The 14343-nt window shown below is 43.1% G+C and carries 14 protein-coding genes and 1 other annotated feature; of the genes, 2 read left to right on the top strand and 12 right to left on the bottom strand.

The window, feature by feature from the left end; all coding sequences use genetic code 11:
* Nucleotides 1-3: 3 nt before the first annotated feature.
* Both CSV61_RS05280 and desA read right to left on the bottom strand, forming a co-directional pair.
* Nucleotides 4-1131, bottom strand: coding sequence for a sensor histidine kinase (locus tag CSV61_RS05280; protein WP_099638329.1), 1128 nt, complete (start codon nt 1129-1131; stop codon nt 4-6).
* 116 nt (nt 1132-1247) lie between these two features.
* Entirely contained in the window at nt 1248-2294 is a 1047-nt protein-coding gene (gene desA, locus CSV61_RS05285; RefSeq protein ID WP_099638330.1) for a Delta(5) desaturase DesA, read from the bottom strand.
* Between the two features lie 603 nt (nt 2295-2897).
* Here desA and CSV61_RS05290 point away from each other — a divergent pair.
* Together CSV61_RS05290 and mscL are read left to right on the top strand one after the other, a co-directional pair.
* The gene (locus CSV61_RS05290) at nt 2898-3551 is read left to right on the top strand and encodes a phosphatase PAP2 family protein (RefSeq protein ID WP_158233779.1); all 654 of its coding nucleotides are present in this window, start codon (nt 2898-2900) and stop codon (nt 3549-3551) included.
* 37 nt (nt 3552-3588) lie between these two features.
* Nucleotides 3589-3975, top strand: a complete 387-nt coding sequence (gene mscL / locus CSV61_RS05295; protein WP_099638332.1) for a large conductance mechanosensitive channel protein MscL — start codon at nt 3589-3591, stop codon at nt 3973-3975.
* 354 nt (nt 3976-4329) lie between these two features.
* Here mscL and CSV61_RS05300 read toward each other — a convergent pair whose 3' ends face one another.
* The 10 genes from CSV61_RS05300 to CSV61_RS05345 all read right to left on the bottom strand — a co-directional run bounded on the left by CSV61_RS05300 (nt 4330) and on the right by CSV61_RS05345 (nt 13929).
* Nucleotides 4330-4809 (bottom strand): acyl-CoA thioesterase, encoded by a 480-nt coding sequence (locus CSV61_RS05300; protein ID WP_083034300.1) that lies wholly within the window; start codon nt 4807-4809, stop codon nt 4330-4332.
* A gap of 90 nt (nt 4810-4899) precedes the next feature.
* On the bottom strand, nt 4900-5784 hold the full coding sequence (locus tag CSV61_RS05305; RefSeq protein WP_158233780.1) for a C40 family peptidase: 885 nt from the start codon (nt 5782-5784) through the stop codon (nt 4900-4902).
* Nucleotides 5777-6886: a mandelate racemase/muconate lactonizing enzyme family protein gene (locus tag CSV61_RS05310; protein WP_099638334.1), complete on the bottom strand. Its 1110-nt coding sequence runs from the start codon at nt 6884-6886 to the stop codon at nt 5777-5779. Before CSV61_RS05310 ends, CSV61_RS05305 begins: the two co-directional genes overlap by 8 nt.
* Entirely contained in the window at nt 6887-7816 is a 930-nt protein-coding gene (locus CSV61_RS05315; protein WP_099638335.1) for a S66 peptidase family protein, read from the bottom strand.
* A gap of 255 nt (nt 7817-8071) precedes the next feature.
* Nucleotides 8072-8863, bottom strand: coding sequence for a tryptophan synthase subunit alpha (gene trpA, locus CSV61_RS05320; RefSeq protein WP_099638336.1), 792 nt, complete (start codon nt 8861-8863; stop codon nt 8072-8074).
* Nucleotides 8860-10050 (bottom strand): tryptophan synthase subunit beta, encoded by a 1191-nt coding sequence (gene trpB / locus CSV61_RS05325; protein WP_099638337.1) that lies wholly within the window; start codon nt 10048-10050, stop codon nt 8860-8862. Before trpB ends, trpA begins: the two co-directional genes overlap by 4 nt.
* Nucleotides 10034-10666, bottom strand: a complete 633-nt coding sequence (locus CSV61_RS05330; RefSeq protein ID WP_099638338.1) for a phosphoribosylanthranilate isomerase — start codon at nt 10664-10666, stop codon at nt 10034-10036. The genes trpB and CSV61_RS05330 overlap by 17 nt, the downstream gene beginning before the upstream one ends.
* Nucleotides 10663-11451: an indole-3-glycerol phosphate synthase TrpC gene (gene trpC, locus CSV61_RS05335; protein WP_083034307.1), complete on the bottom strand. Its 789-nt coding sequence runs from the start codon at nt 11449-11451 to the stop codon at nt 10663-10665. The genes CSV61_RS05330 and trpC overlap by 4 nt, the downstream gene beginning before the upstream one ends.
* Entirely contained in the window at nt 11448-12479 is a 1032-nt protein-coding gene (gene trpD, locus CSV61_RS05340; RefSeq protein WP_099638339.1) for an anthranilate phosphoribosyltransferase, read from the bottom strand. The genes trpC and trpD overlap by 4 nt, the downstream gene beginning before the upstream one ends.
* Nucleotides 12480-12549: 70 nt before the next feature.
* Complete coding sequence (locus tag CSV61_RS05345; RefSeq protein ID WP_233193519.1) at nt 12550-13929, bottom strand: anthranilate synthase component I family protein; 1380 nt, start codon at nt 13927-13929, stop codon at nt 12550-12552.
* A 91-nt stretch (nt 13930-14020) separates the two neighbouring features.
* Nucleotides 14021-14240: a binding site (T-box leader), on the bottom strand.
* Nucleotides 14241-14343 lie beyond the last annotated feature (103 nt).

The raw sequence follows: 14343 nt of genomic DNA on the forward strand, positions 1-14343 counted from the left end.
ACTTTACCCCTCCTTAATTTGTTTTAGAACAGCAGGTACAACGATTTTTAAATCAGTTCCATTGTCACTTTTAATCGACAGTTTACCGTTGATGAACTCCAATCGTTCCTTCATACCATCGAGTCCGTTACCTGGTAAATTTACGCCATTTTGCGCGATACCTATACCGTTATCGTGTATCCGAATAACAAATGCCTTTTCTGTTTGTTCAAATAGGATACAACATTGCGTTGCATAACTGTGTCTCACTACATTGTTAATGGCTTCTTTTAAACACATAACGAGTACATTTTCTACAATAGGAGACACGTCAGGGAAATTCGGATTACCTTCTATATCCACTTCAATTTCAGCTGCCTTCAGCATTTGTTGAACCCGTATCAATTCGTCTTTAAGCTTCACACGTCGCATACCACTGACGAGAACTCGTACTTCTTTTAATGCCGTACTAGATATTTGTCGTATATCTTGAATTTCTACTTTTGCAGACTCGATATCCCGATCCATTAATCGAGAAGCCAAGTCACTCTTTAAACCGATCATGGATAACTTCTGTCCAAGCGTATCATGGAGATCCCGTGCAATACGCTCACGCTCTTGAATGATCATCAGTTCGGATATCCGTTCTCTAGCAATCTCCAACTGATCTTGAAGTAGATCTCGTTTTTGACGATTGTACAAATTAAATGGTAATAGGACTACACCGATCACTGTGATAATCACAAAGTGAATTTGTGGTAAAAATAATTCAATTTCAAGAAAGAACCCTGCAACAATCGCTGCGATTAAGATTGCAATATGTAATCCATAAATAATAAAAAAACCTACGGGTCTTCTAATGTTTCCAATAGAGAACGCAATAAACAACGATAGATAGACATAGCCAAATAGTAATGTCATTACGACTGTAATGACAATTTCAAAACTGATCCACATATACATGAGACCGCTTTTGGATTTGGCCGAAAAATAATAGGAAAGGAAAAATAACACCAATAACATGATGCCTATTGCTAAGTTAAATGGAGATGCACTTCGTAAAATAAAAAAGAAAGGCAAAATACAAAATACAACCCAAGCATAAATACTGAGCCATGGGCTTTTAGGGAAAATACTATACCAACTATACATCAGTTCTCATCGCCGTCCTTTTCATTCTATTGTACCAAATATTTTCTTTGCTAGCTCTTTTAGGATATACAGACAAAATAAAAAGGCGGAGAAGGATCACTCCCTCTCTCGCCACTTTAAGATAAACGTGTACGTTTTGGTTTTAAATCAATTGACAACTTCTCTTTGAATGAATATTGTTTTGCCTCTTTGAATGTGATGAATTTTTTATTATTTGGATCATACAGGCGGTAACGTAAAGATTCAAAGCTAGTTTTTAACGTGATCGTTGTTGCTTTTTGCAATGGCGGTGTTAATTCATGCGCCATCTCCAAGTTATAGTTTGGTACACGTGGTGCCAAGTGATGTACATGGTGGAATCCAATATTGCCTGTTGCCCATTGTAAAACACGTGGCAATTGATAGTATGAACTTCCTTCAACTGCTGCTTTAACATAATCCCAATCTGTTTCTTCTTCGAAATAAGAATCTTCGAATGTATGTTGGATGTAGAACAACCAAATACCAAGGGCACCAGCTGTGAACATCATAGTACCTTGGATTAGCAAGAAGGCTTTCCAACCAATCGCTACGATTAACACTGTATATACTGCAACTAAAATGATGTTAATTAAATACGTATTCATACGCTCTTTCTTACGCGCGTCTTTACGGTTAAAACGACCTGAGATCAGTACCAAGTATAAAGGTCCAAATCCAAACAACACAATAGGGTTACGGTAAACACGGTAGCTGAAACGCTCGAACTTCGAGGCATTTTTGTACTCTTCCACAGTCATGACCCAGATATCTCCAACACCGCGTTTGTCTAGGTTTGAACTAGTTGCGTGGTGAATCGAGTGCTCTCTTTTCCATTTTTCATATGGGAATAATGTCAAGACGCCAGTAATTGTTCCTACAATGCTATTCGCTTTTTTATTGCGGAAGAATGAACCGTGCGTACAGTCATGAAAGATGATGAATGTGCGAACTACGAAGAACGCAGCAACGATTGACAACACAACCGTTAATGTGACAGATACACTCAAGCTTTTGTAAGCCAGGAACCATAAGATGAATATTGGCGGAATTGTATTGATCATCTGAACAATACTCTTTTTCAAATCAGATTTCGCAAAAGGCGCGACATCTTTGTGCAGTTGCTTCGTTTGTTCTTTACTCATGTTTGAATTTCCCTCCTATTGGGTTTGCTAGTACATTAAGAATAACTTGTATTCAATGGGAGGGGTAGACATAGATGTCATGACTTTGAGATGACAAATGTCATATGTTTTGGGACAGGTAGTCAGATTACAATATGCGTTGAGTTGAGTTAGGTCGTTGCTCGACTGGTTGTTGGGGACTGAAGTTACTGAGTGTTCGCTTTCTGGACCCGCACAGACACGTGGGGGATTGCCTACAGCCAGAAGCCAGCTGGCGGTGGTGCTGCCAGTTGTCTCCTGGCCACGGCCTACCCCGCAGTTGTGCCTGCGCTACTGAGTGGTATTTATTTTGATTGTGGTTCTAACTAGAATAAAATCAGTGACTTTGTGCTACGGATCTTCTATTTTTGAAAAAGAAGTATACGAACTGCCCTACACCCGACGCAACGAAGGCGACTGCTTGGGAAAACTACGTTTCTGAAATTGTCCTATGCCGCATCTAATAAAGGTGCCTTCTACTTACCCCATAAAACTTCGACATTTACCGCCATAATCCCCTCCATTTCACTGTACATTCATTTTACAATCCTTCAGAATATACAACTATAGAAAGGAATGTATACCATGCGCGAACTATCACTTCGTTTATTATTCGTTTGGATTATTTGTATTCTATTTACCGGCATTTTCGCCTATATTGCGAGATCGATTCATGTACAATCTATCTCTAGTTTCGATGAACCTATCATTGACTTTGTTCAAAGCGCGGAGTCTCCAGGGTTGACGTCTATTATGAAACTATTTACTACTATCGGTTCTACAACGTCGGTTGCTCTGTTGGCCTTATTGACACTTGGAGTTCTGGTATGGAAGAAACATCGTGCCCAAGCGGTATTATTTGCTATAGCACTAGCTGGTACAGGCATTCTCAATCAACTACTGAAATTCATCTTTAAACGGGAACGTCCTGATTTTCATCGTCTAATCGACATTGGCGGATATAGCTTTCCTAGCGGACACACGATGATGGCATTCAGCCTTTATACGATACTTGCTTATATCGTATGGAGGAATTTAGTGAATTCAGGAAGCCGAGTTGCGATTATACTTCTTGCAGCTATGATGATTGTCATGATTGCAGTCAGTAGAATATACCTGGGTGTTCATTTCCCAAGCGATATAGTCGGCGGGGTGCTAGCTAGTTCAGTCTGGTTGTTCGCATCCATTGCATTCTATCAGCGATTCCAACGACAAAAGTCAGGTAATCCGCAAAACTAGTAAAACGCAATCATGTTTATATAAGGAGGTTGTTTCTATGTGGAAGGATTTTAAGGAGTTTGCGTTTAAAGGGAATATTTTTGACTTGGCCATCGGCGTTGTAATTGGTGCCGCTTTCGGAACGATTGTTTCCTCTTTAGTCGAAAACATTATGACACCACTGATTGGCATTTTATTAGGTGGACTGAACTTTTCAGAATTGAGCTATACAATTGGTGATGCTGTAATCAAATACGGTCTATTCATTCAATCTATTATTGACTTCTTAATTGTCGCAGGTTCGATCTTCATTTTCTTACGAGTACTTATGAAATTGAAAATGAAGCCGGAAGAGGCAGTTGAAGACGAACCTGAAGAAAAACCATTGGATACAAAAGAGGAATTACTTACTGAGATCCGTGATTTATTAAAAAGCGAACGATAAAATAGCAACTACGCACTCTTTCGGTCGCACAGCCGCCACAGTTGTCTTACAAAGTCCATTGCAACGCGCCTGTCAAGGTGTTACAATTATAGGCAGGATACTGATCAAAGGAGTGGATATTCATGTGGTTCGTCTATATCATGTATGCATTGTTTGCGTTTATTCTTGGTGGAACAGTACTTGGACTAGTCCGTACGTTCAGCAGCAATAACTAATACAACTTAACAGCAGTGAATGAACGGGCTATGGCCTATTCATCCACTGCTGTTTTTATATACACGATTATATATAGGAAGTTTTCATAAAAATAGCGCGTGGAAGAAACAGTTTCCTCATTTCTTCTACGCGCTATTATTAATGTTTCATCAATCTCCGCTGCTTCCGAAGTTCACGTCGTGCAGGTGCGGTATCGAAAAGACGTTTTTCTAATTCTGTTTCGGGATACACTTCCGCTACGGGAATTGGACGATTTGTGTCATCTACCGCAACCATCGTACAGAATGATTCCGTCGTCAATCTCACTTCACCTGTTACCAAGTTTTTAGAATGAACGGAAATAAAAACTTCCATAGATGTACGACCGACGGAAGTGACTACTGCTTCGAGTTCAATGACATCACCCAGTAAGGCTGGAGATACAAAATCGACAGAGTCAATTGAAGCGGTAATCGCAGCTCTAGTACCTGCGTGTTTCATAGCTGCAATAGCTGCGATCTCATCGATATACGAGAGAACTTTTCCTCCAAAGATGGATTCAATATGATTCGTGTCCGGCGGTAAGACCAACTTACTTTGAATGGTTCTTGACTCGCTCATCGGTTTTTGTTCAGACATTACGACAACTCCCTTTTTTAGTACGTTCATTAAGTATACATAAAAGAAGGGAGTCAGCGCCAATTCCTGCTTGATGTATCGTCTATTCGATTAGATCATTCTTCGCACGCTACAGACATTTTTGGCATATGCAGACTTCTTTAGTTCAATTTGTTCAATTAATTTTCCAGTTGAAGGCGCATGAAGAATTTTTCCGTTCCCCACATACATCGCTACATGATGAATACACCGCTCTCCGTTCTTGAAAAAGATTAAATCACCTTTTTGCCAATCTGCAGAGTCGAGTGAGATGGGTTTGCCCTCTTCTGCCTGATCGGTTGCATCACGTGGCAAACAAACTCCACACGCTTCCCATATAGCACGGGTGAATCCAGAGCAATCAAAACCCCATGCAGACATGCCACCCCATAAATACGGCAAACCAATGAAACGTCTTCCCACAGTTAGCGGACGGTGAATCGATTCTTCTCCCACACGCTCGACATCGGATGCATTTAGCAATTTCCAGCCATGCGGTGTCCATACGCGTATCTTCTTTCCACGTCGTTCTGCGGAAGGAAAGATTGTATTGAAAGAAACACGTAAAAAGAATGCACCTGATTCATCAAAAAGAGCTACCTTCGGATTAGTCACTCTGACAAACTCTTCTGTCTGTATTCGTTTCTTTATGGAAAGTTGAATAAGCGGTACCCATCCAGGATAACCTCGAGGATCTTTACGAGTTGGCTGGGAGCTAGCAATTATACGCGCCCAGTCGCCAACCACTTCTTCGACAATCACAGATTCACCGTATAGTAATTGCGTTTGAATGTGATCGTTGTCACTTAGCGCTAGACGTTCTTCATACGATAACTGGGAAAGCCATCTATCAATTTGCACAGGATGATCCAGGGCGGGAAGATCAGCCACACGGGGAGAGTCAGGATCAGTCCAGACTGTCGCAACGCTTACTGCGCACATCCATTTCTCATTCACATGCATGCTCCTTCACCCATTGCATCATCCGTTTCGAATCAAATCCTAGTCCTGACTTCTTGCTAAATTCCATATGCGATCCGTGGTAGAGCACACCACCCGCAGAGAATTCCTCTGCCAATAACAGTGGTGCGTCTAAATCCACTCGCGTTATATTCGGCTGACTCGCTGCAATGTGAGCAGCTGCCGTCACCCCAACTGCTGTCTCCATCATACTTCCGACCATACACTCTACGCCATTTGCTTCAGCCAATGCATTGATTTTCAAGGCTTCGCGGATCCCCCCCGACTTCATCAATTTGATATTCAGTACATCCACTGCGCGCATCTCCAGCAACCTTTTTGCATCTCTCGCTGAAAATAATGATTCATCTGCCATAATCAGCGTGCTTGTCTGTCTGGTCACGTCTCTCAAGCCTTCTACATCATATGCGGCAACTGGCTGTTCTATTAATTCCAAATCAACTCCGTCATCTTCCAACTGGCGAATCAGGTGAATGGCTTCTTTTGGTTTCCAACCTTGATTGGCATCGAGACGAATGAGGATATCTGGCCCGACGGTTTGACGTACGGCATGAATTCGTTCCCTTTCTTGTTGAGAACTACTTGTACCGACTTTCACTTTTAGCGTATCGAAGCCTCTGGCAACATGGTCTGCTGCTTCCTTGGCCATATCAGCAGGCTTCCCGACACTGACTGTCAAATCTGTTTTCAAGCTTTGGCGGTAGCCACCTAACACGTGTACTAAAGGTAAACCGCAAAGCTGTCCGAACAAATCATTCACTGCCATGTCAACTGCGGCCTTCGCACCTGTATTGCCTATAATAGCCCGTTGCATTCTCTCCGTTAGTAATTCTAGCCGTCTGATATCTTGGCCTACCAATAGAGGCGCAAGAACGTGATCGATAACATGACGAATTCCACCGATCGAATCGCCCGTTATAACATGCGTCGGCACTGCTTCTCCCCAGCCGATTAAATCGTTATCAGTTGTTAGTTTGATAATAACCGATTGTACAGTATGAACAGTACGTAACGCGGTAATAAACGGTTTACGTAATGAGGATGACACGAGGAATGTTTCCACCGTGCGAATTTGCAATTACTCCACTCCCGGTAAGATAGTCAGCGTCTTACTATTTGCATCCAAACGTCCTTTCACACCAAATGGAATTGCAATATTTGGTTCGCAATGACCGATACGGAATCCTTTTACGACAGGCTGATGTAGTTTGCCAAAATACTGTTCAAACACTTCATCCATCGTGAGTGAAGCATATGGCTTCGTTGGCGCCGCTTTCGCGAAATCACCAATTACTATACCGGCTGCCTCTCGAAGCTTGCCTGCAAGACGTAATTGATTGAGTAGACGATCTACTTTATAAGGCTCTTCACCGACGTCCTCAATTACAAGCAATCGATGATTCGTTTTAATCTCAAACTCACTGCCCAAACTGTTGACTAGTTGCGTCAAATTACCACCGACCACTTCGCCTTCTGCAACACCACCGACAAGTGTTTCAAGTGGCGAGATTGCTTCAGAATAGTGGACCTCCACAGGCGCAAATAATTGCCCAAACATTTTACCGGACATTTCATGAAACTCGTCTTGTGCGACACATGATGCAAGCATAGGTCCGTGGAATGTAACGAGTCCCGCTCCCTGACGAATCGCGGTATGTAGATACGTAATATCACTGAACCCCCAAAACACTTTCGGATGGTTGTGGATCAAATCGAGATCCAGTTGTTCCGCATAGCGTGCCGAGCCGTAACCGCCTCCCGCACAGAATATCCCTTTCACTTCAGGATCTTTAAACATCTCATGCAAGTCAGCCAATCGTTCTTCATCAGTCCCTGCTAAGTAACCATTTTTCTTGTAAACGGAGCGGCCTACTTTATAGCGCAGACCCAATTGCTCCAAAAATTGAAATGAACGTTCCAATACTTCACGTTCCACAGGACTGGCAGGTGCCACGATCCCAATTACATCACCTTGTACTAAATGTGCTGGACGAATCATTCTACTCATCACCCTTTCTACGTCCTACTTTATCATATTCAAGAAACTCCATCGTCATCACGAGATTTATAAGACATTTGAAATAGATTGTGGGTAATCTTTGAGTTATCCCCTTTATGAACAGCTAATCCCCAGCTATTGTGCATATATCACATAAAGTTACTTAAATAACAGAAAAAGTTATTCACAATTCCGCTATTGTGGATAGTTTTATTTGTATTAAAAAAACGGACAACTGAAATGTATCAGTTATCCGCAAAATGATTAGCTATTAGTTAGTTGATTTTTAGATGCGTTAATTAACGTCCGAACCTTTTCGTAATCTCCTTCATGAAGAGCTGTCACGATCGCACTTCCAACAATGACACCGTCAGCAAGCCCCCCCAGTGTGCGAACATGTTCCGGAGTAGAAATACCGAACCCTGCAAGAACTGGAACGGAACTTGCTGCTTTGAGGCGTTCCAAGTGACCTTCGAGCCCTTCTGTAAATGACGAACGAACACCCGTGATGCCGTTTACTGTCACTGCGTAAATGAAACCTTCCGCTGCTTTCGCAATGGCTTCAATACGCTCAGCTGGACTCGTTAAAGAAACTAATTGAATCAACGCTACATCGCTATTTTCTAACGCTTCTTTGAGTAATCCGCTTTCCTCGAGCGGAAGATCTGGAACGATTAGACCATAGACACCACTTGCTTCACAATCCGCTGCTAATGACTGTAAGCCATAGCTAAGCACAGGATTCAAATACGTCATGATCACTAGAGGAATCTTGACTTCTTCTTTGAATGAAGCAAGTTCCTTCATAATCTTTCGCAATGTCATGCCTTCAGCTAACGCCCGCTCACCGGCTTGCTGGATCACATCGCCGTCCGCCACCGGGTCAGAAAATGGTATACCTACTTCAATAGCAGTTGCGCCCGCTTCTTGTAGGAATAATATCGTCTTCTTCAACGTTTGTAATCCGCCATCACCCGCCATGATATAAGGTACAAATGCTTTACTTCCCTGTTCATTACATTGCACAATTGCTTGTGTCACTAGTTTTTTTGTCATTTGGATTGACCTCCCAGCGCATCACGTACTGTTTGCATATCTTTATCGCCACGCCCCGATAAACAGATAACGAGGAGCTCATCTTCTTTCATTTCTTTCGCTAACTGCACTGCATGATAGACAGCGTGCGCACTTTCAAGAGCCGGAATAATTCCTTCTACACGCGAAAGAACTTGTACCGCTTCAAGCGCTTGCTGGTCCGTGACGGAATCATACTGTACACGCTGGATGTCAGCCAAATGGCAATGTTCAGGCCCTACTGCGGGATAGTCAAGTCCCGCGGAGATGGAGTGCGCTTCTTGAATAAATCCATCTTCGTCTTGCAGTACATACATGTACGCACCGTGCAAAACGCCTTCTTGTTTACCCGCTATGGCTGCCGCATGTTTGCCTGTTGAAATACCGCTGCCGGCTGCTTCTACTCCGTACAACTTCACATTTTGATCATCGACGAATGGATGGAACATACCAATCGCATTACTGCCGCCACCAATGCAAGCTACAACTGCATCCGGTAGACGTCCTTCATGTTCCACGATTTGCTTACGTGTTTCATCACCGATCACTCGCTGAAAGTCTCGGACGATTTGCGGGAATGGATGCGGACCTAAAGCCGAACCGAGAATATAATGTGTGTCCTCTACATTGGAAACCCAGTAGCGCAATGCTTCATTGACTGCATCCTTCAAAGTACCTGAACCTTTATCGACAGAAACTACTTTCGTACCGAGCAGTTCCATGCGGAAAACGTTTAGTTCCTGACGACGGATATCTTCTTTGCCCATGAATACAATGCATTCAAGACCGAGTAACGCACAAGCAGTAGCTGTTGCCACGCCGTGTTGACCCGCTCCCGTTTCTGCTACAATCTTCTTCTTGCCCATACGAATTGCAAGCAATGCCTGGCCAAGAGAATTATTAATCTTATGAGCACCTGTATGATTCAAATCTTCACGCTTCAAATAAATTTTCGCGCCACCTGCATGCTTCGTCAAACGCTCTGCAAAAAACAAAGGGGTTTCACGACCTACAAACTCTTTCAAATAATAATCCAGTTCCTTTGAAAACGCGGGATCATGCTGCGCTTCTTCGTAAGCAGTTTCTAACTCCTGCAATGCAGTCATCAATGTTTCCGGAACGAATTGACCTCCGAATTTCCCGTAGCGTCCTTTAGTTTCTGTTGTCATGACGATCTCTCCTACCCTTCGCTGTATGAATAAACGTTTGAATGCGTTTCGTGTCTTTTTGCTTTTCTATCTCCACTCCACTTGATACATCCACCATATATGGATTCACTTGCCTCAACGCTTCACACACATTCCCTGCATGAAGCCCTCCAGCTAAAATAATTTGTTCTTTTAAAACCCCTGCATGTTCAAGTAACGACCAGTCGAACGTCTTACCACTACCACCTTTATATTCAACACCTGGTGTATCAAATAAATAATAATCCACGTCATATGTGGTAGCGAGTTTCACGTCGTCTTCATTTTCAATAGCAAGTGCTTTAATAGAAGGTAATCCTACTTGTTGAATGAAGGCAGGTGTCTCATCGCCATGGTATTGAATGTAATCCAGTGGTACTTCATTGAATATTTTCAGTAACTGCTCCTTCGTTTCATCGACAAAGACTCCAATTTTTAATACAGAAGGCGGAATGAGCTTCGCCAGTTCATGTGCCTGCTCAACCGTCACTTCCCTACGACTTGGTGCAAATACAAAACCTATAGCATCAGCACCCGCATCCACAGCTGCTTGTACATGTTCTGGTTTCGTTAGTCCACAAATCTTCACTTTTGTCATGGACGATCCACGTGCTTTTCCACTTGCAATGCTTGCAAAGCTTCTTTTACTGAATCACTGCGCATCAAAGATTCTCCGACAAGTACTGCACTTGCTCCAGCTTTTGCCGCACGTTCTGCATCTTCAGGTCCCCAGATGCCGCTTTCACTGATGAACACACGCTCTTCATCAAACGGGAAGTGTGACGCAATCCGTTCTGTCTGTGCTAAATCTACTTCAAATGTATGCAGATCGCGGTTATTAACACCGATGATTCTCGCATCGATTGACAATGCGCGTTGCAACTCCTCGACGTTATGCACTTCAACTAGCACATCCAACCCTTCTTCGTTGGCATACGTATATAGACTGCCAAGTGTTTCATCATCAAGTGCTGCCACTATCAATAAAATGACGGATGCACCGGCGCTTTTGGCTTGGTCAATCTGAATCTTATGGATCATAAAGTCTTTACACAACAATGCGATAGGTACAGCATCCGCTACTGCAGATAAGTCTTCAAACGATCCCTTGAAAAATTCTTTATCCGTCAACACTGAGATGCAGGCAGCACCTGCTTCATAATAAGTAGTCGCTTGTTTAACCGGATTTGCACCTTCTGCAATCATTCCTTTAGAGGGTGATGCACGCTTCATTTCAGAGATGACTTGCAGTTGTTTTGCTTTCCTCAGTGTTTGATAAAGTGATGGACGTGTAATCTCCCGTTCAGGAAACGTCACGTTATTCGCTAATAATTGATCTACCTCTATCTTTTTCTGTGCAATAATTTTATCTAAAATCGTCATTGGATAACCGCCTTTTGCCGAATCTTATCGCTAAATGCGACAACAGCATCTAGTTTTGCTAATGCCTTGCCTGACAAGATACTGTCAGTAGCTACTTTCACACCTTCTTGAATCGTAGAAACTTGCCCATTCGCAAATAAACCAATACCTGCATTCAACACGACTGTATCGAACTTTGGTCCACGTTCCCCACCTAAGATCGATCGAGTAGTCGCGGCATTCTCTATTGCGTCTCCACCTTTTATTGCTGACAATGGTGCATATTCAAGCCCTACATCATCGGCAGTCAATGAAAAGGGAATTAAGTCGCCATGATCGAGTAATACAAATTCATTCTGGCCCGCAAGAGACGCTTCATCCATTCCACCTGCTCCGCTCACGACAATTGCTCTTTCCCGCCCAAGCATTCTGAGTACTGACGCATATTCCATAATAAAATCTGGACGGTTAATACCTGTAAACTGTGTTTCGAGTGATACAGGATTCGTCAACGGCCCAACTAAGTTGAAGATTGTCGTCTTACCAATTTTGTTTCGTATAGCGCCGATCCGTTTCATTTTTGGATGAATAGACGGTGCAAATATGAAAGCAATCCCTTGTTGTTCCAGTAAATTCTGCATATCAGATATCTGGAAGTTAGAATGAATGCCAAGTGCATCCAAAACATCCTGGCTACCTGATGCGCTGGAGATTTTACGATTACCATGTTTCGCAACCTGGACCCCAGCACCCGCTAACACGAATGCGGCTGTCGTACTAATATTGAATGTATTGACTCCATCCCCACCCGTTCCGCAGTTATCTAGATAACGTGCTTCTGTAGGCGTCAGGTCATTTGCATAGGATTTCATAACGGCTGCCAATGCGGCTACTTCATGTGATGTTTCACCTTTTTTCGATAACGCGGTCAAAAACTGTGTAATTTGATCTTCATCTGTCGCTTCATTGAACATCAGCTCAGCAGCTTCTCTCATTTCTTCGTACATAAGGTTCCGCTGCTTCTCTACTATGCTTAAAAATCTCTCCATCCTCATCTCTCCTCTTCTCTTCTCTTCAATGCATTGACGCAGTCTCTCAGCAAAGCTCAGGCCTTGGCCGTTAGTTGGTCACTTCTGTTGCTTCTAGTAAAGAACGGGCTTTATTGGATGTTTCTTTAAATTCTAATGAAGGAACAGAAGCTCCTACTACCCCCGCACCTGCCTGCACATATGCTTTGCCTTCTTTTACAAGCATTGTACGGATTGTCAGTGCGAAGTCGATATTGCCGTTAAGGCCAATATAGCCGATAGCGCCACCATAAATCCCACGGTGCTGGTCTTCCAGTTCATCAATCATGTCCATAGCGATCGGTTTTGGGGAACCTGTAACAGTTCCTGCCGGCATTGTCGCCTTCAATGCATCCAGAGCATGTAAGCCTGGAGCAAGATCACCTGTCACTTCGGAAACTAAGTGCATCACATGTTCATAGCGAACTGTTTCCAAATAGTTTGCGACTTCAATCGTTTCGGGACGACAGATTTGTTGCAGTTCTTTCTGGCTTACTTCCACAAGCATATCGTGTTCTGACAGTTCTTTTGGATCATTGCGTAATTCAATTTCCAGTGCTTCGTCTTCCGCTTGGTTTCGCCCTCTTCTGCGAGTACCCGCAATTGGATTGGTTAATACTTTATCTCCCGTGACGCGCACAAGACTTTCAGGCGATGTTCCGATGACTATATGATCTTCAAACTCCATGTAATACATATACGGAGATGGATTGCGACGACGCAGTTTACGATACAACGCAAACGGATCACCTGTAATATCTGCTTCAAAGCGACGTGATAGAACAACTTGTTCCGCCTGTCCGTCTTGAATCGCGTCGATAATAATCTGGACACGACGCTCAAATTCTTCCTTGGAAATGGCACAACGATAATCAGAAAGAGATACACTGTCTTCTTTATCGACCGAACCATTCACAATCATATCCTCAATGGCATCTAAGTCAGGTGCTTCGTATACCGGATTGATCTCTGTATGTAGCAACGTTACTTCGTGCAAATGATGGTCATAGATCACGATAGTATCGTAAATATTGAAATAGACGTCCGGTAGCTGGAGGTCGTCAGCTGCTCGCTGCTCACCATTTCGTGCTGCTCCGTATCCTACATAACCAACCGCACCGCCTGTGAACGGGAAGCCTGCATCTTCTGTAATACGCGGCATGAGACGCTTCAATAACGTATAGAGGTCTCCTTCATGCGTATAGGTTCTGTTCGTCAAGTAGACGATTTCTTCTATTACACCATCTCGACCTCGATAGGCTTTTTGAGGATTCAGTCCAATGAATGAATAACGCCCTGACCCACCTGCTTGCGAAGAACTCTCTAACAGGAACTTCTGGTTCCCTTTCAATCTTCTAAATATCAATATGGGGGTTAAAGAATCTCCTTCAATTTTTCTCGTCGTGACCCGTAAGTTCTTCTGTTCTGTCATCATCATCATTCTCCTCTTCTCTATGGACTGCCGTATAATACGTGTGATTAAATAGAAAAAGCCCTCTGCAAACAGAGCCAGTTAGCCTGTTGCAGAGGACGATTATAGAACCGCGTTGCCACCTCAAATTGAAGCACCGAAGTACTCCCACTTTATGTGTTTTCACACTACCCTTAACGCGGGCAAACGTCTGTTTTTTATCAAAACAGCTGCCATAAGTCCATTCACGAACGCTGTGTATCAGTTTTCACCAGCCACTGACTCTCTAGAAAGCACATGTGCTCGCTACTCTTCTTATTCATATCTTTTCGCTATTCTCTTCTCTGCTACATCTCATCTGCCGGGACGATTCCGCTATCGAAACCTTCTGTCCATCTAGTTATTACACTTATCTTAATATGCTGAATCTTTAAT

This window comes from Sporosarcina sp. P3, from assembly GCF_002743415.1.
GTDB lineage: Bacteria > Bacillota > Bacilli > Bacillales_A > Planococcaceae > Sporosarcina > Sporosarcina ureae_A.

Coding starts and splice junctions, on each gene's coding strand:
- CSV61_RS05280 (WP_099638329.1), bottom strand. CDS start 1,131: ATGTATAGTTGGTATAGTATTTTCCCTAAAAGCCCATGGCTCAGTATT.
- desA (WP_099638330.1), bottom strand. CDS start 2,294: ATGAGTAAAGAACAAACGAAGCAACTGCACAAAGATGTCGCGCCTTTT.
- CSV61_RS05290 (WP_158233779.1), top strand. CDS start 2,898: ATGCGCGAACTATCACTTCGTTTATTATTCGTTTGGATTATTTGTATT.
- mscL (WP_099638332.1), top strand. CDS start 3,589: ATGTGGAAGGATTTTAAGGAGTTTGCGTTTAAAGGGAATATTTTTGAC.
- CSV61_RS05300 (WP_083034300.1), bottom strand. CDS start 4,809: ATGTCTGAACAAAAACCGATGAGCGAGTCAAGAACCATTCAAAGTAAG.
- CSV61_RS05315 (WP_099638335.1), bottom strand. CDS start 7,816: ATGAGTAGAATGATTCGTCCAGCACATTTAGTACAAGGTGATGTAATT.
- trpA (WP_099638336.1), bottom strand. CDS start 8,863: ATGACAAAAAAACTAGTGACACAAGCAATTGTGCAATGTAATGAACAG.
- trpB (WP_099638337.1), bottom strand. CDS start 10,050: ATGACAACAGAAACTAAAGGACGCTACGGGAAATTCGGAGGTCAATTC.
- CSV61_RS05330 (WP_099638338.1), bottom strand. CDS start 10,666: ATGACAAAAGTGAAGATTTGTGGACTAACGAAACCAGAACATGTACAA.
- trpC (WP_083034307.1), bottom strand. CDS start 11,451: ATGACGATTTTAGATAAAATTATTGCACAGAAAAAGATAGAGGTAGAT.
- trpD (WP_099638339.1), bottom strand. CDS start 12,479: ATGGAGAGATTTTTAAGCATAGTAGAGAAGCAGCGGAACCTTATGTAC.
- CSV61_RS05345 (WP_233193519.1), bottom strand. CDS start 13,929: ATGACAGAACAGAAGAACTTACGGGTCACGACGAGAAAAATTGAAGGA.